Raw genomic sequence first — 25083 nt, 5'->3', positions numbered from 1 at the left:
GCGGGGCGAATAGTCGGCCCTCAGGACGCCTGCTTGACGCCTGCCTGGTAGAGGCTGATGGCTTTGCGCATCGTCGAGCGGGCACGCTTCCGGTCACCGCACGCGTCGTAAGCGCAGGAGAGCCGGAACCATGAGCGCCAGTCCTCGGGAGCGGCCTCGGCTTCAGCCTGGTACTTTCCGAACTCCTCATCGGCAGCTTCGCGGATGATGCGCCCGCCGGGTGTGCGCGGCAGGTCGTCGACTGGCAGTCCGCCCTCTGCCCCGAGGATGCGGGCAAGTTTCTCCGTGCGCGCGCCGAACATGAGTTCGACGATCAGCGTCCATGCGCCGATGATGGGCAGCACGAAGAGTGCGGCACCCATGAGACGAGGAATTAGATCCGGTTCCCGCACGAGGATCCACGCACGCTGTCCCATGATGGCGAAGTAGAAGACGAGTACGACGGAGACGACGATCGCCCCGATCTTGCCTTTCGACATCAGAGGTCGAGCATGTTCTCGAGGCCGTGGATGAGCCCCGTGTATCCGTCGATCGACCGGACCGCGGTGACGATGCCCGGCATGAACGCCGAGGTGGAGTGCGAGTCCGTGCGAATCGTCAGGGCTTCGCCGTCGGACCCGAAATGGATCTCCTCGGAGGCGTTCATGCCCTGCTGGCGGATGGCGTGGACGTGGATGCCGTCGATGACTGCACCCCTGGCGCCCTGCGGGTCGGACTCGGTGGAGTCGGGCACTGCCGGAAGACCAGCATCCTTGCGGGCGGCCGCGATCCGCTGGGCGGTGTGGTTGGCTGTGCCGGATGGGGCGTCGAGTTTGCGGGTGTGGTGGATCTCGACCACCTCGGCGGAGTCGAAATACGGTGCCGCCAGCTCGGCGAAGCGCATCGCCAGGACCGCGCCGATCGAGAAGTTCGGGGCGATGAGGACAGCGGTGTCCGAGTGTGCGGTGAGGAGGTCTTCGAGGCCGGAGAGGCTCTCGGCCGTCCAACCGGTGGTGCCCACGACGGTGTCGATGTCGTGTTCGATGAGGAAGCGCACGTTGGCCTCAGTGGACTTCGGCACTGTCAGTTCGACGGCGACGTCGACGTTCTGCTCCAGCAGGGTCTCCAGCGAATCGCTGCTGCCGAGCGCGGCGACGAGTTCGAGCCCGTCAGCCTCGTTGATCGCATCGACGGCCTGGGATCCCATCCGGCCCTTAGCTCCGATGACGGCTACGCGAATGCTCATATCCTCTGACTCCTTGCTCGACGATCTCCGCAGGCCAGTCTAACGACTCCCCCGCGCCCGCCGCTCACCAGGTGGCGCGACAGACAGTCGATAGCCGGCACGCCCCAGCCTCAGCAACCTTTCCGTCATCGAGCAACGTGCAGACTGGTTGCTCGATGACGGAAGGGTTGCCAGCTTCGACTCGCCCCTCTGCGCAAACGCCGACGGCGGCCCGGCCACCCTGCGTGGGTGCCGAACCGCCGTCGGAATGAAGCTACTGTGCGCTTCGACGATCAGTGTCGCTGATCAGCCGAGGAGCAGACCCTTGGTCTGAGCCACTGCGCGGTCGAAGCATGCACCGGCGTCTGCCCAGTTCACGATGTTCCACCAGGCCTTGACGTAGTCAGGCTTGACGTTCTGGTAGTCGAGGTAGAAGGCGTGCTCCCACATATCGAGCTGGAGAACCGGAGTTCCGCCGAGCTGGATGTCCGACTGCTGGTCCTTGAGCTGTTCGATGAAGAGGTTTCCACCGAGCTGATCGTAGACGAGGACGGCCCAGCCGGAGCCCTGGATCGTGGTGGCTGCCGTGGTGAAGTGCTCACGGAACTTGTCGAACGAACCGAACTGGTCGTCGATGGCCGCTGCGAGCTCGCCGACCGGCTTGTCGCCACCGTCTGGAGACATGTTGTTCCAGAAGATCGAGTGGTTGACGTGTCCGCCGAGGTTGAACGCGAGGTCGCGAGTCAGCTTCGGCACGCTGGCGAGGTTGCCGCTCTCGCGGGCTTCAGCCAACTGCTCAACGGCGGTGTTGGCGCCCTTGACGTAGGTTGCGTGGTGCTTGTCGTGGTGCAGCTCCATGATGCGAGCCGAGATGTGCGGCTCAAGTGCGGAGTAGTCGTAGGGCAGTTCCGGAAGGACATACTGCTCAGCCATGAAATTCCTCCTGAAGAGAATTGATGTCCGCCAATGTCGGCGGCTTCATTTCGACCCTATAGCAGGGTCTCATCTCGGACAACACGGTAATCGTGAGGACTATTCCAGATGACGCCAAGTGACCTCGGAAAAGGCTGTCGGAAAGGTGCGAGGCGCGCAGCTGGTTCACAGCGGCGCGCCTCGCATCCGAACATCAGGTCCTCCCTGCTCGGCAGGTTCGGCCCGGAGCGGTCTCGTCCTCAGGACAGTTCAGACGTCTCGTCCTCAGGACAGTTCAGACGTCTCGTCCTCAGGACAGTTCGACGCTGGCCTGCGGACCGATCAATGACAGGGCCCGTGGCCGTGCCAGCAGCTCACCGGCCATCGTCTGCACCTGATCGGCTGTGACCGACCGAACGCGGTTGATGAGGTCCAGTGGTGCTTCGAGCGGGATTCCGAAGATCTCGGACCTGGCCAATCGGTTCATCCGCGCGGCAGAGGACTCGAGGCCGAGGACCATCGATCCTGACAGCTGCGAGACGATCTCATCCAGCTCGGATTGGCTCGGCGCGCTCTGCGCCAACCTGTCCCACTCCGCCAGGGCCAGATCCACAACAGCCTGACCATTCTCCGGCGTACACCCGGCATAGATCCCGAATGTTCCGAAGTCGGTGAACTGGCTGGCTGCGCAGTTCACGGCGTAGGCCAGTCCACGCTCCTCACGGACGCTCTGGAACAGCCGCGACGACATTCCGCCGCCGAGCATCGTCAGCAGCACCGAATAGACGAAACGATCCGGATGCCCCTCTTCGAGGCCTTCGCAGCCGAGCAGAATGCCCAACTGCTCGGTGTCCTTGATCGTGTGCGAACGCCCCGAATGGAAGGTGGGCAGTTCACGACTCGCCCGCGTCTCATGCAGACGATCCGCGATTCGCGCCGAGGTACCGGTGCCGGACAGCCCGGTGCCGGACAGCCCGGTGCTGGACGCTTCAGTGCCGGATGCTCCAGCCCCAGCTGCTTCGGCTCCGGCTTCGGCTCCGGCCAAACCGGTCCCGGTTGCCTCAGCTTCGACCAGCGCAGCCTCGACCATTGCCACGACCTCGTCATGCGTGGCACCACCAGCAGCAGCGACCACCAGCCGAGGCGCGACATACGTCGTCGAATAGTGCTCGAGCAGGGTGTGGTGGCCCAGCACGCGGATCTGGTCCTTCGTCGCCCCGACCGGGCGCGCCAAAGGGTGCGGGCCGAAGACGAGTGCGTCAAAGTCATCGAAGAGCACATCACCGGGGTCATCGGCTGACATCGCCAGCTCCTCGATGATCACGCCGCGTTCACGTTCGAACTCTTCCTCGTCGAGGCGAGAGTTCGAGACCATATCGACGAGCAGCGCTGTGATGTCGGGCAGATCCGTCACGAGGCACCTGGAGTAGTAGCAGGTGAGCTCCTTGGCCGTGATGGCGTTGGAATCCCCGCCGGTGCGGTCGAAGGCCGCAGCAATCGACTTCGCGTCCTTCGTCGCCGTGCCCTTGAAGAGCATGTGTTCGAGGAAGTGAGTCGATCCGGCAGTGCCGATCTCCTCATCGCGCGAGCCCGCTGCGACCCAGACACCGATCGTCTCCGAAGCCAGTCCGGGCATGTGTTCAGTGGTCACCGTTAAACCACCGGGGAGGACAGACCGATCGATTCGGCTGTCCTCCCCGGTGTGTGAGTCTGTGAGGATCAGTTGTCTGATCCTTCATCGGACTGGTCTGACTCGTCGGAGTCATCGCCGACCGGCGAGAGCGACAGCTTGCCGCGATCGTCGATCTTCGTGATCTCGACCTGAATCTTCTGGCCCACACCGACGACGTCCTCGACGTCCTCGACGCGCTTGCCATCGTTGAGCTTGCGCAGCTCGGAGATGTGCAGCAGGCCGTCCTTGCCCGGTGTCAGGGAGACGAATGCGCCGAAGCTCATCGTCTTCACGACGGTTCCGAGGTAGCGTTCGCCGACCTCGGGAACCTGTGGGTTGGCGATCGCATTGATCATCGAACGAGCAGCCTCGGCGGCCGGTCCATCGGTAGCGCCGATGAGCACGGTTCCGTCGTCTTCGATGCTGATGTCAGCCCCGGTGTCTTCCTGGATCTGGTTGATCATCTTGCCCTTGGGGCCGATGACCTCACCGATCTTGTCGACGGGGATGTTGACCGAGATGATGCGCGGTGCGGTCGGTGCCATCTCAGCCGGAGCGTCGATAGCCTCGGCGATGACGTCGAGGATGACCATGCGAGCTTCGTGAGCCTGCTTGAGCGCGGCACCCAGCACCGAGGCGGGAAGGCCGTCGAGCTTCGTGTCGAGCTGGATCGCAGTGATGAAGTCACGCGTACCGGCAACCTTGAAGTCCATGTCGCCGAAGGCATCTTCAGCACCGAGGATGTCGGTCAGAGCCGCGTACGCGGTCTGCTCGCCATTGTCGGTGGAGATGACGTCGGAGACGAGTCCCATGGCGATGCCGGCGACGGGAGCCTGCAGCGGCACACCGGCCGAGAGCATGGCCAGCGTCGAGGCACAGACCGAGCCCATCGAGGTCGAACCGTTGGATCCGAGTGCCTCGGAGACCTCACGGATCGCGTAGGGGAAGTCCTCGCGCTTCGGCAGGACCGGAACGAGTGCGCGCTCAGCGAGGGCACCGTGTCCGATCTCGCGGCGCTTCGGGCTGCCCACACGACCGGTCTCGCCGACCGAGTAGGGCGGGAAGTTGTAGTGGTGGATGTAGCGCTTGGACTTCACCGGCGACAGCGAGTCGATCTGCTGCTCGAGCTTGAGCATGTTCAGCGTGGTGATGCCCAGGATCTGGGTCTCGCCGCGCTCGAAGATCGCCGATCCGTGCACGCGCGGGATGACGTTGGTCTCTGCGGTCAGCGGACGAATGTCCTTGAGACCGCGACCGTCGATGCGGACCTGCTCGGTGAGGATGCGCTTGCGCACGACCTGCTTGGTCAGAGCGTTGAGGGCTCCGGCGATCTCTTTCTCGCGTCCCGCGAAGCGCTCGCCGAGCTTGTCGAAGAGCTCGGACAGCAGAACTTCGCCTGCAGCTTCGCGTTCCTGCTTGTCAGCGATCTGGAAGTTCTCGGTCTGCTTGGCCTCGGCGAGTTCGCGCACGGCTTCGTAGACGTCGTCCTCGTAGTCACGAAAGACCGGGAACTCGACGGCGGGCTTGGCAGCCTGATCGGCGAGATCGGACTGTGCGCGGCAGAGTTCGCGGATGAACGGCTTGGCGGCTTCGAGTCCCTCGGCCACGACCTCTTCGGTCGGTGCTGTGGCACCGGTCTTGATGCGGTCGATGGCGTTGTCGGTGGCTTCGGCCTCGACCATCATGATGGCGACGTCGTCACCGACGACGCGACCGGCGACGACCATGTTGAACACGGCATCGTCGAGCTGCGAGTGGTTCGGGAATGCGACCCACTGGCCGTCGATGAGCGCGATGCGCACACCGCCGATGGGGCCGGAGAACGGCAGACCCGAGAGCTGGGTCGACATCGAGGCGGCGTTGATGGCCAGCGCATCGTAGATGTGGTCGGGGTGGACCGACATGACGGTGACGACGACCTGGACCTCGTTGCGCAGGCCCTTGACGAAGGACGGACGCAGCGGGCGGTCGATGAGGCGGCAGGTGAGGACCGCGTCGGTCGAGGGGCGTGCTTCGCGGCGGAAGAACGATCCCGGGATGCGTCCGGCAGCGTACATGCGCTCTTCGACGTCAACGGTGAGGGGGAAGAAGTCGAAGCCCTCACGAGGGTGCTTGCCCGCCGAGGTGGCTGAGAGCAGCATGGTCTCGTCGTCGAGGTAGGCGATGGCCGAACCTGCGGCCTGCTGGGCCAGACGGCCGGTTTCGAAGCGGATGGTGTGTGAACCGAAGCTGCCATTGTCAATGTGCGCTACGGCGGATTGAGGGTTGAGTCCCACGTATTCTCCTTGTGTGTTCCGGTGCGCGGACACCCTCGTGATAGGAGGGTGGAAGCCCACGCCGATCCGGCGGATACTGACTTGGACATCCCATGGATCCAAGCCGGTCATCGATCGGGGCCCACGGAACCGGCGCTCGAATGCGCGCGTCCTTCCGGAAGCCACTACCGAGGACCGAAACGTCCATGGCATGATTGTCCACTTCGAAGTCTACCGCAGTTGCCCTGACAAACCCGAGAGACTCGTGCCACCGGCCTCAGACACGACGAAGCGCCCCACACGAAGAGTGTGGGGCGCTTGACGTTGTCTGCGTCCGACGCGGACTCGAGCGAGCCGGTCGAATCAGAACTGCCGGACCTCAGTGGGTCCGAGCTGAAATCAGCGACGCAGGCCGAGGCGCTTGATCAGCGTACGGTAACGCTCGATCTCGACCTTCTGCAGGTACTTGAGCATACGACGGCGCTTGCCGACGAGGAGCAGCAGGCCACGACGTGAGTGGTGGTCGTGCTTGTGATCCTTGAAGTGCTCGGTGAGCTCGGTGATCCGGCGGGTGAGCAGCGCAACCTGGACCTCCGGAGAACCGGTGTCGCCCTCGTGAGTTGCATATTCCTTGATGACTTCTTGCTTTTCAGCAGTACTGAGAGCCATGGAGTTCTCCTTCTGATCGTTGCGCGGCGCCGAGACATGTCAGTCTCAGCACTATCGAACCGCGGCCGGTGAAAACGGCAACGTTCAGTTTATCAGGTGTGGAGCACCTCGCGCACATCGGCAATATCCTCGTGCATCTTCACGACGAGGTCGTCCATGCCGGTAAACGTCACCTGACCGCGGATGCGAGCGACGAAGTCGAGGGTCATGTGCTGCTCGTAGACGTCGAATTCGCCGAATTCCTTGTCGAGGACATAGGCCTCGACGCGACGCATGTTGCCCTTGAACGTGGGATTCGTCCCCACGGAGATCGCGGCCGGGAAGGCCTGCGCCTCGTCCGAGAACGTCGCCCATCCGGCGTAGACACCGTCGGCGGGAACGAGCCCCTGGGCGTCTTCGGAAAGATTCGCCGTCGGGAACCCCAGGTCGCGACCACGGGCATCGCCGTGGACGACCGTGCCCTCGACCCGGTGATAGCGGCCCAGCTGATCGGCCGCCTCGGCGACATCACCGGCAACGATCTGGTCACGGATCCGGGACGAGGAATACCGTCCCCCGCGTCCGACCTCTTCGATCGTCTCGGTCCGGAAACCGAATTTCTCGCCGAGGCTGCGCAGAGTGTCGATGGTGCCTTCGTTGTTCTTGCCGAACCTCACGTCCTCGCCGACGACGACGAGTTCGGCGTTGAGCGCCTCGACAAAGTAGGTGCGCACGAAGTCCTCGGCGGACTGTGCCGCAAAATCGAGGTCGTAGTGCTGGACGAACAGGGCATCGATGCCGGTCTCGGCGATGAGCGCGGCCTTCTGATCCGTACTCGTGATCATCAGCGTCGGCTCAGCGGAGCGGTGGACCGTGCGCGGATGCGGGTCGAAGGTCATCGCCAGGGAGCGCAGAGACTGCTCTGCGGCGCGTGCCGCGACAGCTTGGAGGACGGTTTGGTGGCCACGGTGGACGCCGTCGAAGTTGCCTAAGGTGATGACGGTGCCGACATCGTCGGTCCCGACCTCATTCAGTCCGTGATAAAGCTCCACTCGACGCTTGCTCCTTCCGTGCACCGACTCAGGTTATCTCAGAGATGAACACGGGCGCTAACCCGAAGGCCCTTCAGGCAACGACAGCCCAGCCGAGCACTCCGGCCAGGGCGGCGATCGCGATCGAGACGAAGGTGCCGATGATGAATCTCTCGCCTGCGGCGGCGGAGGATTTGATCTCGGCGAAGCGCCCGAGACCCTTCACCGCCACGACGATCGCCATCAGCTCCGGCCGGCCGAGGACGATGGCTCCGGCGACCAGGGCACGCTCGACGATGCCGATCCACATTCCACCCCGCAGGACTTCGATCTCCTCGCTGCCGGTACGGGCGGGCTTCGAGCCTGGCCCGGCATGGGTCATCCGCAGAAACAGCGGGACGAGGGGGTAGCCGCCGGCGGCGGCCACGACGGCCGCGAGCACGGCAATGAGAACGTCAAACCACATGGGCGTCTCCTGACTGGGAAGCGTGGGGCGCCGCCCGGGATCCGCGGGAGCGCTCCCCCGCTGCCTGAGCGTCGGCCTGGGACAGTTGGATGCTCGACAGTGCTTGGCCGCCGGCGATGATCTCGACGCTGCCGAGAGACAGAACTCTCGAGACCGCCTGCTGGGAGACGTCGAAGTGCTCAGCGATGTCTGTCTGAGTGGACTCGGGATGGTCGAGTCGGTAGGCGATGTAGCGCCGCGACTGGGTCCTGATGGTGTCGATGGTTCTGACCATCAGACGCAATGCGGCCTCGGCCAGATATCCGCCGTCACCGCCTGCGTCCTCAGAACCGGTGTCGACGACGAGATGAGCGGGCGCGTTCTTCGCCGCTTCGACTGCGCGCCGGGCGGCATAGAAGGCCTCTCCCCTGCCTTCGACCGTCGAGGGCGGCAGAGGCTCCCCCACCGGTCCGATGCCGATGCCGATGTGCCATCCGGCCTGCATCGCCATGATCCGCACAGCCAGAGTCACCTGTTCGGCGTCGTCGAGGACTCCCTGGATCTCGTCGCCGATCGTGCGCTCGAAGTCACGTACGGTAGCGATGTCGGCAAGCGCGTCGAGGAGGCCAGGCACTGCGTCGGGAGCCGTGCGCGATCCCTGCTGGTCGATGGTCATGACGTACATGGTTCAAGTACACCAGACAGAATCCGCAAATACAACATATTTCATTGTATTTCTTGATTACAAGTGAATCGCTTGATTATCAGGCGAGGTCGATGGCGAAGGCTGTCAGGGACTTCAGGCCACCGTCAGCACGCATTTCGGCGATCGACACCAGCTCGTCGCCGGAGATGACGGCGACCTCACCGGATTCCGGCGATCGGGTCTCTCGCCCCTCGGTGCCAGGCGCGTTCGATGCCTCACCCGAGACCTGGGTTGAGGTGATGATCTTGCCCTGCATGAGGGCCTTGGCCTCGGCGGCGTCGACGTGCACCGTCGGCAGAAGGGTGCGCGCCACCTCGGCGAGGGAGAGCATCCGGGGCGCATCGGTGTCGAGGTCGGCGGGGATCGTCACCGCATCAGCGATGTCGAAGGCCCCCACCCGGGTCCGACGCAGTGCCGTGAGATGACCATGGACGCCGAGGCGGCCCCCCAGATCGCGCGCCAGTGCACGAACGTAGGTGCCCGAGGAGCAGTCGACCTCGACGTCGACGTCGATATGGCCCTCGGCGGCCGCGAACCGCATGTCGCGGATCGTGAACTTCGAAATCTGAACGCGACGAGCTTTGAGCTCGACCTCTTCACCGGCGCGCACACGCGCATAGGAGCGCCGGCCGTCGACCTTGATCGCGGAGACGGCGCTGGGGACCTGATCGATGTCGCCCGTGAGCGCTGCGACACCAGCCTCGATGTCAGCAGTGCCCACCGCGGCCAGAACGGCGGGGTCGGCGAACCTGTCGGGTTCGGAATCAGCGTCGTCGGTGGGAGTCGCCGACCCGAGACGGATCGTCGCCAGATAGGTCTTGGAGACACCCGTGATGTAGCCGAGCAGTTTGGTTCCCCGGCCGAGGCCGAGCACGAGTACACCTGTGGCCATCGGATCGAGGGTGCCGGCATGGCCGACCTTGCGCGTGCCGTACCAGCGGCGGATGCGGGATACGACACCGTGGGATGTCAGACCCTGGGCCTTGTCGCAGACGAGAACGCCCTGAGGCGCAGAATCACTCACCAGTGGGACGCGCTCAGTTGAAGGACGCGTGAACGTGGTCGAAGTGGTTGTCCGTCGCTGATCCGCGGTCTTCCATGCTCTTCCAGCCGCGTCCCGGCATCCAGATGCGCTGCTCCCAGATGACGTACTTGACGTTGAGTGAGCTCTGGTTCTTGATCAGGTAATCGGCGATCCGATCACCGGTCGAACCGGTGATCATGATGTCGACGGCTTCACCGGTGTAGTGGTCCGAGCTGCCTGAGCCCGGGCGGCGGCCGCCGAAGGTCTTGACCTCGGGGAACTTCGCACACACAGCACGGTAGCCGTTGACGGCGTTCGGGAGGAGACCGGACTCAATCGAGGACGAAACGCTACACGGTTCGTTCGATACGCCGGAGTCGGAGCCCTTGCCGGAGTCGGAGCCTTTGTCGGAGGAGCCGCCCTTGTCGGACGAGCCGGAATCCTTCGTCGAAGCCGCGGACTTCTTGCCGCTCGACTGGGCGTCCGCCTTCGGTGAGGGCTTGGGAGCCTTCACATCGAGAGTCGTCTTCGACTGCTTGTTCTTGTACTTCGGATCGTTCTTGATGTCTTTGAGGTACTCGTCGCCGGCTTTTTCGCGCTTGGCGTCGATCTCATCCTGGCTGACTGCCGAGGGACTCGACTGCTCCTGCGTTGTGGACGAAGCCTCGGTCGTAACATTGCCGGTATCAGGAGGTCCCATGACGACGGTCGAACCGACGACAGCCGCGGTGGCCGCGGCGGGAACTGCGATTGCAGCAACGACGGGGCGCTGCTTGACGGTGGCCAGAACGGAGGTCGCCGTCGATGGCACATCAGCGGAGTGCCGACCAGCTGAGCGCTTGCTCGCGGGAGTCAGATCCCGGAACAGCTGCTTGGCGAAGCCAGGCTTTGGCGAAGAGTGCTTACCCAATACAGAAATCCCTTAACAGAGTCGTAATCATTTCGTTACCAGAAAAAGTCTAAGGCATCCTCGAAAGATAACAAAACTGTTACGTGAAGTTTTTTTCGACAGTGAGCGAAGTCTCTGCAGCGTCGACTCAGTCTTCCGGCTCGGCCTTCTTGTACGGATCCTCGTCACCGGCGGGCTTTGCGCCCTTGGCGAGGCTCGCGATGCGTGCGTCGTTCTCGGCCGCTTTCGCGAGAAGACCGTCGAGATGGGCTGCCGCCTCAGGGACGGCATCGGCGATGAATTCGAGGCTCGGAGTCAGACGGATCGTCAGACCCTTGCCGACCTCTGACCGGATGAAGCCCTTTGCCGACTCCAGTGCACGGCCAGTGGACTCGAGGTCCGAGCCGTCGCCGAAGACCGTGTAGAAGATCGAAGCGTGCTGCAGGTCGCCGGTCACACGCACGTCGGTGACCGTGACGAACCCGAGACGAGGGTCTTTGAGTCTGCGCTCGATCGTGCTGGCGACGATGACCTTGATCTGGTCAGCGATCTTGCGTGCCCGAGTTGCATCTGCCATGGTGTCTTCCTTTTGCGTGTGGTGTGACTCGTGTCTGGTGTGACTGACGTGTGGTGTGGCTGGTGGCCGGTTTGGCTTGTGTCTGGTGTGGCTTGGTATCGGTGTGACTCGTGTCTGGTGTGGCTGGTGGCCGGTGTGACTGACGTGTGGTGTGACTCGTGGCCGGTGCGGCGGAACTGCCGCAGCTTCTAGCCGAGGAGGTCCGGAGTCGATTCTCTCATTGCAGGGTCTCCCCTGCAGCGGGAATCGGCCTATTCCGCAAACCGGGTCCTGGCCGGTTCACGCACAGCGGGTGGTCATGGTCTATGCCACCCGGCTGCGCACGAACTGTCCAGAACCCGGTCCGCGGAGAGTGAGACGTCGATCAGTCGCGAGGCTTCTCTTGCATCTCGACGGTCTCGATGATGTCTCCGATCTGCAGGTCGTTGAAGCTGCCGAGTCCGATACCGCACTCGTAGCCTTCGCGAACCTCGGTGGCGTCGTCCTTGAAACGACGCAGCGACTCGATCTTGACCTTGTCGCCGACGACGACGCCATCGCGGGTGACGCGTGCAGACGCGTTCCTCGTGATGTGCCCGTCGCGGACGATGGAGCCGGCGATGTTGCCGAACTTCGAGGACCGGAAGATCTCGCGGATCTCCGCAGTACCTGTCTGGACCTCTTCGAACTCCGGCTTGAGCATGCCCTTGAGCGAGCTCTCGATGTCGTCGATCGCCTGGTAGATGACCGAGTAGTAACGGACATCGACGCCTTCGCGTTCGGCCAGGTCGCGTGCTTTCGCTTCCGGACGGACGTTGAAGCCGAGGACGATCGCGTTGTCGACCGTGGCCAGGTTGATGTCGTTCTCCGTGATCGCACCCACACCGCGGTGGATGATGCGCAGGTCGACGTCGTCGCCCACATCGATCTTGAGCAGCGAATCCTCCAGCGCTTCGACAGCACCCGAGACGTCGCCCTTGAGGATGAGGTTGAGCATGTCGACCTTGCCCTCGGCGAGTGCCTTTGTGAAGTCCTCGAGGCTGATGCGCTTACGACCGCGAGCCTGAGCGGCATTGCGCTCGATGGCGTCACGCTTCTCAGCGATCTGACGGGCTGTGCGGTCGTCATCGGTGGAGATGAACGTATCGCCGGCGCGCGGCACAGAGGACAGACCCAGCACCTGGACGGGACGCGATGGACCCGCCTCGTCGACGATGTTGCCGTTCTCATCGAACATCGCACGGACACGGCCGTAGGCAGTGCCGCAGACGATGGCATCGCCCTGGCGCAGTGTGCCGGAGTCCACGAGCACGGTCGCAACCGCACCGCGGCCCTTGTCCAGCTTGGCTTCGATCGCGATGCCGCGAGCCGACTTGTTGGGGTTCGCCCGCAGGTCGAGTGCAGCATCGGTGGTCAGCAACACGGATTCGAGCAGCTGGTCGATGCCCTCACGCTTGAGCGCAGAGATCGGCACGAACATGGTCTCGCCGCCGTATTCTTCGGCAACCAGGTTGTACTCGGTCAGCTGCTGCATCACCTTCGCAGGGTTGGCGCCTTCCTTATCGATCTTGTTGACCGCGACCACGATCGGCACATTCGCCGCCTGAGCGTGGTTGAGCGCTTCAACGGTCTGCGGCATCACGCCGTCATCAGCCGCGACCACGAGGATCGCGAGGTCAGTCGACTTCGCACCGCGGGCACGCATGGCGGTGAACGCCTCGTGACCCGGTGTATCGAGGAACGTGATCTTGCGATCTATTCCCTCATGTTCGACCTCGGCCTGGTAGGCGCCGATGTGCTGCGTGATTCCGCCGGCCTCGCGACCCGCCACGTTCGCAGAGCGAATCGCATCGAGCAGCTTGGTCTTACCGTGGTCGACGTGACCCATGACGGTGACGACCGGTGGGCGTGCTGCGAGATCTTCGTCGTCTTCCTCAGCGGCTTCCGCGTCGAGGTCGATGTCGAAGGTCTCGAGGAGCTCACGGTCCTCGTCCTCGGGAGAGACGATCTCGATCTTGTAGCCGAGCTCCTCGCCGAGGACCTGGAATGTGCCCTCGTCGAGCGACTGGGTGATGGTCGCCATCTCGCCGAGGTGGAAGAGCACCGTGACGAGGTTCGTCGGATCGGTGTTGATCTTCTCAGCGAAGTCAGCCAAGGACGAACCGCGACGCAGGCGCAACGGGGTGTTGCCGTCGCCGCGAGGTACGGATACGCCGCCGACCGACGGTGCCTGCATCTGCTCGAGTTCAGCGCGCTTGGCCCGCTTGGACTTGCGTCCCTTCTGACGAGGTCCGCCGCCACGGCCGAAAGCACCCTGTGTGCTTCCGCGACCGCGACCTGAGCCACGACCACCTGGGCCGCCGCCTGGTCCGCGACGACCTGCCGGTGCTGCGCCCGGTGCGCCGGGTGCTCCACCGGTTCCGCCTGCGGGTGCGTTTCCGCGACCTCCGCCTCGACCGCGGCCGGGGGCCGGCTTGTTGAGTGCGGAGTTCTTCATCATCGACGGGTTCGGGCGAGGAGCGCCCGGACGAGGTCCGGCTGCTCCAGCCTCACCGGCTGGGCGAGGAGGCTTCTGGTCTGGCTTCGGCATTCCCTGCGAGTTCGCAAATGGGTTGTTGCCGGGACGACCGCCTGATTCGCCTGGGCGGCTGCCGGACTTGGGTCCGCCACGGCCGCCTGGCTTCGGCATTCCCTGCGAGGGTGCGAAGGGGTTGTTGCCCGGGCGAGCGGCTGAACGGCCGCCCGGCTTGGCAGCACCGGGCTTGGCAGCTCCGGGCTTCGCGGCGGCAGCAGGCTTCGGGGCAGCACCCGGCTTGGGTGCTCCCGGGCGTGCTGCGGGCTTGGCCTTCTCGGCTGAGGAGTCAGCACTGGCAACAGCATCAGCAGATGCGGTGCTGGTCTCAGTCGCATCGGCAGCAGCGGCTGCAGGCTTGGCCTCAGCAGCCGGTTTCGCCTCGGCAGCCGGCTTGGCTACAGCGGCTGGCTTGGCTGCAGTCTTCGCACTGGACTTCGCGGCAGGTTTGGTCTCTGCTGCGTCGGTCGGAGATGCCTTGGCTGCGGGCTTGGCTGCGGCGGCTGGCTTGGCTGCAGGCTTCGCACCGGGCTTGGGCGCGCCTGGCTTCGCGGCCGACTTGGCACCTGTTGACGGCTTTGGTGCTGCCTTCTTCTCGGCGGAATCGCCTGAGGTCTTCTTGTCGTCGCCCGACTTCGCTGGTGCGGAGTCGGCGAATGCTTCCTTCACCCGACGTACGACGGGTGCCTCGAGTGTCGAGGACGCTGAGCGAACGAATTCGCCCATGTCCCGCAGCTTCTCGAGGACGATCTTGCTGGTTGTGTCGAGCTCTTTCGCGAGCTCATGAACACGGGGCTTTGCCACAGTTCTCCTGTCCGGGTTCCTTCCCGGTCAGGAAAGAACCTCATCAATGAAGAGCAGTTCTCATTTCACTGCTCTTTCGAATTCCGTTTGGGTGTCATCGTGCGACACTCACAACTTGTCATCCATTCGGGCTACCCGCTCTTCTTGGGTTCGTGATCCATCCTCGGAAGATCCGAGGCGGTGACCTTCGTTCGAAAGGCTCGAGCAAAGGGTGCGGCAGTCAGTGCCTTCTTCAGGCAGCTGGCTTCCGGATGCACCCACGCTCCTCGTCCCGGCAGTGTCGCTGACACATCGTGGACGATGGCTGGGTGCTGATCCGGACGAATCACAAAGCGTGTGAGTTCGTCCCGATCGGCCTTTTTCCTGCAGGCGATGCACGTCCTTCGAGGTGCTCCGCCGACATTCACAGTAATCAATTCTACAGCACTTCTGTCCCACCCGCGCCACAGGCCCAGGTGGGACAGATCACTCACACAAGCTACTCCGCAGCGACGATGTCGATCTTCCAGCCCGTGAGCTTGGCCGCAAGTCGAGCGTTCTGGCCCTCTTTGCCGATGGCCAGCGACAGCTGGTCACGGGGGACGATGGCACGCGACTCCTGGGCCACCGGATCGAGGATGTCGACCCTGACCGTCTTCGCCGGTGAAAGCGCATGTCCGATGAACTTCGCCGGGTCGTCGCTGTAGTCGACGATGTCGATCTTCTCCTGCCCCAGTTCGTTCATCACCGAGCGCACGCGTGAACCGAGTTCACCGATGCACGAACCCTTCGCGTTGACTCCGGGCTTCGTCGCGCGCACCGCCAGCTTGGAGCGGTGACCCGCCTCGCGAGCCAGGGACACGATCTCGACCGTGCCATCGGCGATCTCCGGCGCTTCGTGGGCGAAGAGTCGGCGCACGAGGTTCGGGTGCGTGCGGGAGACGGTGACCGAGGTGCCTTTGGGTCCCTTGTGGACGTCTGCGATGTAGACGCGCAGCCGCGTGCCGTGCTTGTACTGCTCGCCGGGGACCTGCTCGTGCGGAGGCAGGACGGCTTCGACCTCGCCCAGGTCGACCTGGACCATCTGCGGGTCTCTGCCCTGCTGGATGGTGCCGGAGACGATCTCACCTTCACGGCCCTTGAAATTGCCGAGCACGGACTCGTCTTCGACGTCGCGCAGACGCTGGTGGATGACCTGACGCGCGGTCTGGGCGGCGATGCGCCCGAAGCCGGTGGGGGTGTCGTCGAATTCGCCGATCGGGTTGTCGTCGTTGTCGAATTCGACGGCGAGGATGCGGACTTCACCGGTCGCCTTGTCCAGTTCGGCGCGGGCGTCGGGCCAGGCGCCTTCAGTCTTCTGATAGGCCAGGAACAGTGCCTGTTCGATGAGTTCGATCAGCGTGTCGAGCGGAATCTCCCGCTCTCGCTCGATGATGCGCAGAACACTGAGGTCGATATCCACGGTCTATATCCTCTCCGGCTCACTCGAGCATTGAATTGTCTGTCTTCACTTGTGCAGCCGTACGTCTTTTATGCAGGCGCAACAGTCTATCCCAGATTACGCTCACCGAAATCGGAGTTCGACCTGGGCTTTGACGATGTCGTCGAGAGAAATGCTGCGTTTCTCCTTGCTGGCGGGGTCGGTGCCCGTGATCGAGGTCTCCCCGACTTCTTCGAGGTCGAGCTTGAACGACTCCCGCTTCGTCGTGATCTCGAGTCGGCGTCCGAGGACCCGCTTGAAGTGTCGCGGGACTTCGAGGTTCCTCGTCGCTCCGGGGCTGGTGACCTCGAGCTGGTAGGGCTTGTCCCGGAAGATCTCGACCTCGTCAAGCGTGTCGCCGACGATTCGGCTCGACTCCGAGATCCGTTCCATCGACATCGGCTCCGTGCTCGTTTCGTCGAGATCGACGACGACGGTCAGTGCTCGCCGCTGCCCGGCGGCGACTGCCTTCACGGATTCCAGGTAGTACCCCGAGTCTGCCAGCGGTTCCCGCAGCAGCTCCTTGATCTGAGCCACGTCCTCATCCATGTGTCCTCCTGTCCTCGTCCGCCACCGGTGACGCCCTATGGACTGCGCCCCGCCCGTGAACGTTATGTTTTCCCTGTTGACTGGGTTCGTCCCAGCCTATGCGACTCCCCCGGTCAGCCGGTAGGCATCGGCTAGGATTGGCCCATGCGTTCTCCTGTCAGCCGTCGCTCACTTCTCCTCCTCGGTGGCAGCGGCGCAGGCCTGAGTCTTCTCTCCGCCTGTGGTCTGCGACTCGACACTGCGCCCGACGTTCCCACCCTCGATGCGACGCAGGAGCTGCGCAATCGAATCGCTCGGATCCTGGCGGCGACGACTGCGGGCTCCGGCGATCCTGCGACTGCCGGCGAGGATCTGGCGAAGTTCCGCGATGCTATCGGTCCCGTATGGTCGCCGCCGTCCGAGATGGCAACCCAGGCTCCTCCGACCGAAACCTCCCGCACCTACATCGACGCCGCCGAGGTGGTCTCCTCCGCAGTGTTCGAGGTGATCCCCCAGCTGCGACCGTCGCTGATCCCGGTCCTCGTCGACGTGGCGACGGGGATGACGCTGACGGCAGGAACCCGGAAGGCTGGGCTCATCGACACCGCCGACGGCCTGATCCAGGGCTCCCGGACGGCCGGCGATGATGCCGGCCAGTCGCCGAGTTCCGAGCCGTCCGGCGGCAAGGACTCAACCACCACGAGACGTGAGCACAAAGATTCCGACGGTACTGACAAGGACTCCGGGCACCATAAGATCTGGAACTCGATCCTCGACGCTGCCCGGGCCGCCTCGTACGGCTATGAACGCCTCGCTGTGAAGTTCGACACGAAGTCACCTGAGCGCAAGGGCGCTGTGGCGCGACTGGAATCGTTGGGATCACTGGCCGGCGAGATGCTCGAGAAGCTGGGCGAGTCCGCCGCAGACCCCGACGCTGCCGCGTGGAAGCTCGACCCGAGCCCGACCGATGCCGCCTCCTCGAGTGAGTTGGCACTGTCGCTTGAGGACTCCTTGGCAGCGGCCATCCTTCCGTGGCTGGAGGCCGACCCGCTGGCCACGCTGCGACTGTGGGAGTCTGCTCGGACCCGCACGGTGTTCGCGGATGCGCAGGCCCTGCGCTATTCGTATTCCGGGAAGTCCGGCGTGGCAGAGGCCACGTCATGAAGGTTCCCGACGTTCTCTACCGTGCGACCCGGGACATCATCGGCGAATACCGCACCGATGCCTGGGTTGCGGCGCTGGACTTCATGGCCAATGAGCTCGCCGACCGGTGGAAGTTGCGCTTCGACGATGTTCCCGGCTCACCATGGGCAGGGTGTGAGAGCCTCGTCATTCCCGTCCTCACTCAGGAGCATTACCAGGGTGTGCTCCGGTTCGCAGCCCCCACCTCGGCGCATACGGCCGCGCATGCGCAGGCCCTGCGGGCGCTGAAGATGTGGAACGGCCACGGCGCCGTGCGGGTGATCAGGGACGACCACAGCTTCCGCGCCACTCTCCAGGAGCGGCTGCGGACTCAGGACAATCTCTCCGTGCTGCCGCTGGCCGATGTCCCTCCGGTCTGGGGCGCGCTGCAGCGATCGCTCGAGATCCCTGCAGATTCGGAATTCCTTCGGGTCCAGGACCTCGCGTCCGGATGGTTGGGCACCTTCGACGCGGATGCCTCGCTGCTCACAGGATGGTCGGAGACCGGCCCCGGGGATGCGCTCCTGCTCTCGTTCGCGCGCAATTGGATGCAGACGTTGGCCGCCTCGGACGAGCACTGGCTCATCCACGCCGATCTGCACTACTACAACATCCTCGCGGGCAATCCGGATGCCGCCGGGATCTCGACGTGGAAGGCCATCGATCCGCAGCCGTTGGCCGGACCGACGGCCTACACGATGGCCCCGATCCTGTGGAACCGCCTCGTCGAGATCCCGTCCCAGCACCCTCAGGCCCAAGCAGCCTGGCTGCGCGGATTCGCCACCGACCTGGCCCTGTGCGCGGGGATCGATCCGCAGTACGGCATGGGAGCTGCAGTGGCCCGCGAGGTCACGAACATGTTCTGGTACCTCCGGTCCGCACGCAAGGGATCGCAGGGATCGCTGGCCGACGCCGCGAGGTCCCTGTGGGTGGCACGGGCGCTCTCAGGTGTCGATGTCCTCGGCGTCAATGCCCATTCCCTCAAGCCCATCGGCTGAGAGCCTCCGGGATCCCACTCGACTGCCCCAGCACCGACGCCCGCGCTCTGCCCCAACACCGATGCCCCTGCTCTGCCCCAGAACCGACGCCCGCGCCGATGCCAGCGCCGACGTCTGCGCCGATGCCAGCAACCTTCCGGGCGAGCGTTCGCTGTCAAGCTGTGTTGAGTCACTTCGGTTAAATACAGGTCATTTCTTTCGCTGACAGTCTCTCAGCCTCGGACAGATTGATCCCGACGACGTCATAGGGTGCCGGCGTCGTCGGGTATCGACTGAAACGCGCTCTATTCCTCGTGTAGTACGCCCTCAAAGCAGTATCTCGAACCTCCCACACCTGCTTCCAGGACCCGTCATCAACCTGCGAGGGAGTGAACAACGCGATCCCGGAATGTCGGTGCTCACGGTTGTACCAAACGACGTAACCATCCACGTACTCGCGGGCAGCCTCGACCGACTCGAAGATCCGTGGATACTGCGGCCGATACTTCATCGTGCGAAAGCTTGCCTCGGAAAACGGATTGTCATTGGACACATACGGACGGTTATGAGACAGGCCAACACCCTCGCCGGTGAGGTAGTCACGCAACGCATTCGACGTCATCGCCGGACCAGAATCGGCATGGACGACACCAGGCACACCATGGGCAGCAATCGCGGTACGAAACATCTCTACAGCCATGTGATCACTCTCGCGCTCCTCGACCCGGTACCCCTTGATCTCACGGGAGAAGATATCGATGATCTTGTACGCCTTGAACACCACTCCCGACCAGGTCGAATACAAATCGGTTATATCCCAGGACCACACCTGGCCCGGACCCGTGGCCTTCAATACCGGTACCTGACGAGGGCTGCGTTTGCCCGACTTCTTCGGGATCTGGGGACGCAGCATCTGGTCCTCGATCTCTGCCGCGATGCGCCACCACGACCGCTGGGATGCCAGATACATACCCTGGTCCCACGCCGCGGCATAGGAATGTGACACCGAGTTCCCGCCCGCCCAACCAGCCAGAATCAGACTCCCGATCCGACTTCGGTCCTCCTGACTGATCCGACTCTCATACGCCCGATCAGCCTGATGGATCGGCGCACTCATATAAGGCGGTGGTGCCTGTCGGTTCTGCCACGACCCACGAGAGAGCCCTACCGTTGTCAACGCAGCCCGTTGCGAACCCAGCAGGCCCGTGAGATCGGCCACGAGCGTGTTCTCAAGCGTCAGGAACTCTTGGGCCGCGGGATCGCTGTGGACTGCCCGGGCGCGGACTCGTGCACGTCGCGGTCGTGCAAGAGCCCAATAGCTTTTCCCAACGCATCGGTGGCCTCTTCAAGCCGGTGGATCTGATCAGCCTGGCGATTGATCTCAACATCCTTGGCTGCCAGTTCCTTCTCTTGAGCAGCCAGCTGTGCAGCCAAGTCTTTGTCACGGTTCGGGGCCATAACCTGTGACCGAGTCTTCCGGCGGGAGGGTATCGACATGGTCCCATTCTCTCTCGGGACCAGTCCTCGGTCGAGATCACCGGAAAAGCTTGCTCGCATCCACCGATAGAGCTGCCATTTGGTGAATGACTGCTCCTCGACCCATTGGAGCTTTCTCCCGAATGGGATGGTGTCGTACGCGGCAATGAAGCCGCGGATCTCGTCGCTACTATAGCCACGGGAGACGGTCATGATTCGTCCTCACTTCGATTAGCGGGGTGACTCAAGACCAGTCTGGCAAACGGGGGAGCAGCCACCTTTAGCGGGGTTGCTGAACGCCCGGAAGGTTGCTGAAACGAGCTCCGCGTCCGGCAGCGAGGGCCAGCGCTCTGCCCCTGCTCTCCGCCCCTGCTCGGCTCCGCACCGACGCCCGTGCCGATGCCCGCACCGACGCCCGCGCCGACGCCAGCAACCTTCCGGGCGACGAGCCACCTTCAGCGGGGTTGCTGAACGCCCGGAAGGTTGCTGAAACGAGCTCCGCGTCCAGCAGCGAGGGCCAGCGCGATCAGTGGACGAGGCCTGAGATCACGTCATAGCCGAGTTTGATGATCATCGCGGACACGACGATGACGAACACCACGCGGACGAATCCTGACCCTTTCTTCAGCGCAGTGCGAGCCCCGACGATCCCGCCTGCGACGTTGCCGACAGCGACGATGAGTCCCAGCGCCCACACGACCTGGCCGTCGGGGACGAAATAGACCAGCGCACCGAGGTTCGTCGCCCAGTTGATGACCTTCGCGGTCGCTGAGGCTTGGAGGAACGAGAACCCGATGATCGAGACGAAGGCGATGACGAGGAACGATCCAGTGCCCGGTCCCAGGATTCCGTCGTAGACGCCGATCGCGAACCCGATCAGCCAGGACAGTGCGTGGTGGCGCTTCGACGACTCGCCGAATCGCAGGGTCGCATCGGCGCCGAGGCTGGGGTTGAGCACCGTAAAGAGGCCGACCCCGATGAGCGCGGCGAGGATGATCGGGGTGAAGAGTTCGCTGGGCACGAGCGTGGCCAGCTTCGCGCCGATGACCGCACCGAGGAAGGCCGTGGCCGCGGCCGGAATCGTCGCCGATCTGTCCGGGGTGATCTTGCGCAGATAAGTCACCGCCGAGGCCGTTGTTCCCGCGATCGAGCCGACCTTGTTCGTGGCCACCGCTTGGACCGGGGTCATGCCCGGCACCAGCAGCATCGCCGGGAGCTGGATGAGGCCTCCCCCGCCGACGACGGCGTCGACCCAGCCGGCCAAAAGTCCTGCGCCGAGCAGCCACAGGACCAGGCCGAGAGTGACATCGATGCCGCCGGTGAAAGCCTCCATCACCTGCGCGGTCTCAGTCCGTCAGGGACTGGCCGGCCACGTCCGCTGCAGGTGCCGAGTCAGCGGTGACCCCGTCGACCCCTGCGACCTCGGTGACCCCGGAGACCCCAGTGACCCCAGCGACCGCGGCATCGGCTGCGGCGTTCGCCTGAGCGTATGCGGCACGGACCTTGGCCACGGTGGTGGCGACCACCTCGGCGACGGGCAGCTCTGACTTCTCATCGGCCAGACGATCACGGACCTCGATGGTGCCCTCGGCCAGGCCGCGGCCGACGACGATGACGGTCGGGATGCCGATGAGATCGGCGTCGGCGAACTTGAACCCGGGCGAGACCTTGTTGCGGTCGTCGAGGAGGACGCTGAGTCCTTCGGATTCGAAGGCTGAGGTGAAGTCCTCTGCGGCCTGCGCGATCTCCTCGCTCTTGCCGGCCACGATGATGTGGACGTCGGCCGGGGCCAGGTGCTGGGGCCAGAGGAGGCCCGAGTCCGTGTGGTATTCCTCGGCGATGCAGGCCATGACACGGGTGACGCCGAGGCCGTAGGAGCCCATGGTCACGGTCGTGGCCTTGCCGTTCTTGTCGAGGACCTTGAGGTCGAGGGCCTCGGCGTACTTGCGGCCGAGTTTGAAGATCTGTCCGATCTCAACACCGCGGGCCAGCTCCAGCGGGCCGGAACCATCGGGTGCGGGGTCACCGAGGACCACCTCGGCGGCTTCGATCGTGCCGTCGGCGGTGAAGTCGCGACCCGCGACGAGGTCGAAGACGTGGCGTCCGGGTTCGTTGGCTCCGGTGATCCAACGGGTGCCGTCGACGACGCGGGGGTCGAGGAGGTAGCGGATCTTCGAGGAGCCCTCGAGGCCGAGGACCGGGTGATCGAGGTCGAGTCCGGGACCGATGTAGCCCTTGACCAGCTCCGGGTGGGCGGCAAGGTCCTCGCTGGTGGCGGCTTCGAGGTCGACTTCGCCGTTGCCGAGCATTCCGGTGCCGGCCGCACGGTCGAGGTCGACGGCGCGGTCGCCGGGCAGACCGATGACGATGATCTCGCGGGTGCCGTCGGGGTGGGTGACGGCGCAGACGACGTTCTTGAGCGTGTCGGCGGCGGTCCAGGCGCGGTCCTCGCGGGGGTGGCTCGCGTTCGCGGCATCGACGAGAGTTTCGATGGTCGGGGTCTCGGGTGTGTCCTCGACGTGGGCGGCGGGCGAATCCTCGAACGGGATCGTCTCGGGCACGATCGAGGTCACAGCCTCGACGTTGGCGGCGTATCCGCCCGGCGAGCGCACGAAGGTGTCTTCGCCGACCTCGGAGGGGTAGATGAACTCTTCGGTGCCGGAGCCGCCCATGGCGCCCGGGGTGGCCTTGACTGGCAGGCAGGGCACGCCGAGGCGGGCGAAGGCACGCAGGTAGGCCACACGCATGGCTTCGTAGGAGGCGTCGAGTCCGGCGTCGTCGATGTCGAAGGAGTAGGCGTCCTTCATGATGAATTCGCGACCGCGCAGCAGACCGGCACGGGGGCGGGCCTCGTCGCGGTATTTGGTCTGGACCTGGAAGATCGAGAGGGGAAGGTCCTTGTAGGAGGAGTACAGGTCCTTGACGAGGAGGGTGAAGACCTCTTCGTGTGTGGGCGCGAGGATGTAGTCGTTGTCCTTGCGATCCTTGAGGTGGAACAGGTCGGGCCCGAAGGCTTCCCAGCGTCCCGATGTCCGGTAGGGATCGGCCGGCAGCAGTCCTGGGAAGTGGACTTCCTGCGATCCGGCGCGGTTCATCTCCTCGCGCACGATCTTCTCGATCCGCGACAGGACCTCGAGGCCCAGCGGCAGCCACGTGTAGATTCCCGGTGCTGACCGGCGGATGTAGCCCGCCCGGTGCAGCAGTTTGTGGCTGGCGACCTCGGCGCCGACCGGGTCTTCCTTCTGGGTTCGCACAAACAGGGACGACATGCGCAGGGCCATGGGTGATTCTCCTCAACTTGTCAAGACTCAGATCGAACACTATCGCACGCGAGGATGCACCCGGCAATGCCGGTCTGCCGACGCCGGATTCGTCACCTGGTGGAAGAGAATTAGACTGGTGAGCGTAGCTGTCCACTGTGAGCCTCCCTCGATTCGAAGAGCATGCCTGATTCCACTCAACTTACGCAGTTCCCGCGCCCCTCGGTCGCGGTCGACACTGCGGTCCTCTGCCCCGTTCCCGGGCGCGGCCTCCATGTGCTCCTCACCCATCCCGGCGATGACATCTGGCAGCTGCCCGGGTCGATCCTCCGCCCGGAGGAGAGACTCGCCGAGGCGGTCGCGCGGTGCCTGCGCGAAAAGGCTCGGCTGGTCGACCGTGCCCCGGTCCAGCTCCACGTCTTCGATCAGCCCGATCGTGATGATCGCGGCTGGGTGATCTCCGTGGCGCACCTCGATGTGCTCTCCGCCGCCGACGCCGGCCTCGACGATGAAGGCGCTCAGGACGCGGCAGGCGCAGGTCGACGCAAACTTGTGCCGGTGCATTCGACGCAGGAGCTCAGCTCGGAGCATCAGGAGATCGTGCGCGTCGCCGTGCACCGTCTGCGGTCCCTGCATGAGCGCACGCCGGATCCCTTCGGCCTCCTACCCTCAGAGTTCTCGCTACGGCAGCTGCGCGAACTCCACGAGATCGTCGCAGGCGAGGACCTGCAGGCCGACACCTTCCGCCGCACCATGCTGCCGCTGCTCGACCCCACCGGCCAGGCCGTGACCCAGGGACGAGGCCGTCCCGCTCAGACCTTCACCCGTCGCTCCGAGATCGCGCTGCACCGGGACTCGCGCATCAGCGTGCAGCGCCCCGGCGGCAGTCGCGGGATGCACTCGTGGGCAAACACCGCGGCGAGAGCCGACAATCCGGCGACGGGGACCGACGATGGACATTGATCGCTCTCCGGGCAAGACCGTCCGCGTCGACGTGTGGCTGTGGACGACTCGGATGTTCAAGACACGCAATCTTGCGACTCAGGCGTGCCGCGGCGGCCATGTCCAGGTCGACGGACAGCGGGTCAAAGCCGCGCAGAAGGTCTCGGTCGGTCAGGAAGTGCGCGTTCGTAAGGCCGGCACCGAATTCGTCTGGAAGATCACCGGCTTCATCCCCACCCGCCCGGGGGCGTCCATTGCTGTGCAGTGCTACGAGGATCTCACCCCGCCGCCGGATCCGGCGCTGCGCGGGTTCGTGCCCCGACGGGACAAAGGGCTGGGGCGACCGACGAAGAAGGACCGGCGTGAGATGGAGAAGTTCCTCGGCGACATGGCCAAGCCACACGATCGAGCCGATCCCCGGGACCCCCGCCACCACTGAGTGATCTGGGCAGCCTCAACGAGAGCCAGCCGCCCGCTGGCGGTCGCAGCCTCATCGAAAGCAGACCTCAGCGTCGAGAGCAGACTTCAGGGAGTCTGCTCT

General features: G+C 64.3%; 24 protein-coding genes. 4 read left to right on the top strand and 20 right to left on the bottom strand.

The features are described 5' to 3' along the window. Window positions 1-20: 20 nt before the first annotated feature. The 16 genes from MPN20_RS10265 to MPN20_RS10190 form a co-directional block, all read right to left on the bottom strand. On the bottom strand, window positions 21-479 hold the full coding sequence (locus MPN20_RS10265) for a tetratricopeptide repeat protein (RefSeq protein WP_242781768.1): 459 nt from the start codon (window positions 477-479) through the stop codon (window positions 21-23). Then, window positions 479-1225, bottom strand: coding sequence for a 4-hydroxy-tetrahydrodipicolinate reductase (gene dapB, locus MPN20_RS10260; RefSeq protein WP_242781766.1), 747 nt, complete (start codon window positions 1223-1225; stop codon window positions 479-481). Before dapB ends, MPN20_RS10265 begins: the two co-directional genes overlap by 1 nt. 285 nt (window positions 1226-1510) lie before the next feature. Continuing rightward, window positions 1511-2137, bottom strand: coding sequence for a superoxide dismutase (locus MPN20_RS10255; protein ID WP_242781761.1), 627 nt, complete (start codon window positions 2135-2137; stop codon window positions 1511-1513). A 289-nt stretch (window positions 2138-2426) separates the two neighbouring features. Beyond that, window positions 2427-3767, bottom strand: coding sequence for a pitrilysin family protein (locus MPN20_RS10250; protein WP_242781759.1), 1341 nt, complete (start codon window positions 3765-3767; stop codon window positions 2427-2429). Window positions 3768-3835: 68 nt separating this feature from the next. Further along, a complete protein-coding gene (locus MPN20_RS10245) occupies window positions 3836-6064 on the bottom strand; it encodes a polyribonucleotide nucleotidyltransferase (protein WP_242781757.1) in 2229 nt (742 codons plus the stop codon). A gap of 378 nt (window positions 6065-6442) precedes the next feature. Next, window positions 6443-6712 carry a 30S ribosomal protein S15 gene (gene rpsO, locus MPN20_RS10240; protein ID WP_242781755.1) on the bottom strand — a complete coding sequence of 90 codons (270 nt, stop codon included), beginning with the start codon at window positions 6710-6712 and terminating at the stop codon, window positions 6443-6445. A 92-nt stretch (window positions 6713-6804) separates the two neighbouring features. After that, on the bottom strand, window positions 6805-7743 hold the full coding sequence (locus tag MPN20_RS10235; RefSeq protein WP_242781753.1) for a bifunctional riboflavin kinase/FAD synthetase: 939 nt from the start codon (window positions 7741-7743) through the stop codon (window positions 6805-6807). A 73-nt stretch (window positions 7744-7816) separates the two neighbouring features. Continuing rightward, the gene (locus MPN20_RS10230) at window positions 7817-8188 is read right to left on the bottom strand and encodes a hypothetical protein (RefSeq protein ID WP_242781751.1); all 372 of its coding nucleotides are present in this window, start codon (window positions 8186-8188) and stop codon (window positions 7817-7819) included. Beyond that, complete coding sequence (locus MPN20_RS10225) at window positions 8178-8843, bottom strand: hypothetical protein (RefSeq protein WP_242781749.1); 666 nt, start codon at window positions 8841-8843, stop codon at window positions 8178-8180. Before MPN20_RS10225 ends, MPN20_RS10230 begins: the two co-directional genes overlap by 11 nt. Before the next feature lie 88 nt (window positions 8844-8931). After that, window positions 8932-9897 carry a tRNA pseudouridine(55) synthase TruB gene (gene truB / locus MPN20_RS10220; RefSeq protein WP_242781745.1) on the bottom strand — a complete coding sequence of 322 codons (966 nt, stop codon included), beginning with the start codon at window positions 9895-9897 and terminating at the stop codon, window positions 8932-8934. A gap of 13 nt (window positions 9898-9910) precedes the next feature. Continuing rightward, window positions 9911-10807: a ligand-binding protein SH3 gene (locus tag MPN20_RS10215; RefSeq protein WP_242781744.1), complete on the bottom strand. Its 897-nt coding sequence runs from the start codon at window positions 10805-10807 to the stop codon at window positions 9911-9913. Window positions 10808-10934: 127 nt separating this feature from the next. Next, window positions 10935-11363 (bottom strand): 30S ribosome-binding factor RbfA, encoded by a 429-nt coding sequence (gene rbfA / locus MPN20_RS10210; protein ID WP_242781743.1) that lies wholly within the window; start codon window positions 11361-11363, stop codon window positions 10935-10937. Window positions 11364-11727: 364 nt separating this feature from the next. Continuing rightward, the gene (gene infB, locus MPN20_RS10205; RefSeq protein ID WP_242781742.1) at window positions 11728-14718 is read right to left on the bottom strand and encodes a translation initiation factor IF-2; all 2991 of its coding nucleotides are present in this window, start codon (window positions 14716-14718) and stop codon (window positions 11728-11730) included. A gap of 131 nt (window positions 14719-14849) precedes the next feature. Continuing rightward, window positions 14850-15125, bottom strand: a complete 276-nt coding sequence (locus MPN20_RS10200) for a YlxR family protein (protein ID WP_347566820.1) — start codon at window positions 15123-15125, stop codon at window positions 14850-14852. A 71-nt stretch (window positions 15126-15196) separates the two neighbouring features. Beyond that, a complete protein-coding gene (nusA, locus tag MPN20_RS10195; protein WP_242781738.1) occupies window positions 15197-16159 on the bottom strand; it encodes a transcription termination factor NusA in 963 nt (320 codons plus the stop codon). 102 nt (window positions 16160-16261) lie between these two features. Further along, a complete protein-coding gene (locus tag MPN20_RS10190; RefSeq protein WP_242781736.1) occupies window positions 16262-16726 on the bottom strand; it encodes a ribosome assembly cofactor RimP in 465 nt (154 codons plus the stop codon). Window positions 16727-16870: 144 nt separating this feature from the next. On the opposite strand from MPN20_RS10190, the gene MPN20_RS10185 reads away from it, so the two are divergent. Together MPN20_RS10185 and MPN20_RS10180 are read left to right on the top strand one after the other, a co-directional pair. Then, window positions 16871-17869, top strand: a complete 999-nt coding sequence (locus MPN20_RS10185; RefSeq protein WP_242781734.1) for a hypothetical protein — start codon at window positions 16871-16873, stop codon at window positions 17867-17869. Then, complete coding sequence (locus MPN20_RS10180) at window positions 17866-18885, top strand: aminoglycoside phosphotransferase family protein (protein ID WP_242781733.1); 1020 nt, start codon at window positions 17866-17868, stop codon at window positions 18883-18885. The genes MPN20_RS10185 and MPN20_RS10180 overlap by 4 nt, the downstream gene beginning before the upstream one ends. Window positions 18886-19063: 178 nt before the next feature. On the opposite strand, the gene MPN20_RS10175 is transcribed toward MPN20_RS10180, so the two are convergent. The 4 genes from MPN20_RS10175 to MPN20_RS10160 form a co-directional block, all read right to left on the bottom strand. Next, window positions 19064-19777, bottom strand: a complete 714-nt coding sequence (locus MPN20_RS10175) for a DDE-type integrase/transposase/recombinase (RefSeq protein ID WP_242781731.1) — start codon at window positions 19775-19777, stop codon at window positions 19064-19066. 323 nt (window positions 19778-20100) lie between these two features. Continuing rightward, window positions 20101-20553, bottom strand: a complete 453-nt coding sequence (locus MPN20_RS10170; RefSeq protein ID WP_242781729.1) for a hypothetical protein — start codon at window positions 20551-20553, stop codon at window positions 20101-20103. Window positions 20554-20866: 313 nt separating this feature from the next. After that, window positions 20867-21673 (bottom strand): TSUP family transporter, encoded by an 807-nt coding sequence (locus tag MPN20_RS10165; RefSeq protein WP_242781823.1) that lies wholly within the window; start codon window positions 21671-21673, stop codon window positions 20867-20869. Window positions 21674-21686: 13 nt separating this feature from the next. Then, window positions 21687-23621 carry a proline--tRNA ligase gene (locus MPN20_RS10160; protein ID WP_242781727.1) on the bottom strand — a complete coding sequence of 645 codons (1935 nt, stop codon included), beginning with the start codon at window positions 23619-23621 and terminating at the stop codon, window positions 21687-21689. Between the two features lie 162 nt (window positions 23622-23783). Here MPN20_RS10160 and MPN20_RS10155 point away from each other — a divergent pair, with 162 nt between their 5' ends. Beyond that, window positions 23784-24563 (top strand): NUDIX hydrolase, encoded by a 780-nt coding sequence (locus tag MPN20_RS10155; protein ID WP_242781725.1) that lies wholly within the window; start codon window positions 23784-23786, stop codon window positions 24561-24563. Further along, entirely contained in the window at window positions 24553-24981 is a 429-nt protein-coding gene (locus tag MPN20_RS10150) for an RNA-binding S4 domain-containing protein (RefSeq protein ID WP_242781723.1), read from the top strand. Before MPN20_RS10155 ends, MPN20_RS10150 begins: the two co-directional genes overlap by 11 nt. Window positions 24982-25083 lie beyond the last annotated feature (102 nt).

Source organism: Brevibacterium sp. ZH18, assembly GCF_022748595.1.
Taxonomy (GTDB): domain Bacteria; phylum Actinomycetota; class Actinomycetes; order Actinomycetales; family Brevibacteriaceae; genus Brevibacterium.
The sequence above is the reverse complement of the archived record's forward strand: the minus strand, read 5'-3'. Positions and strand labels throughout refer to the sequence as shown.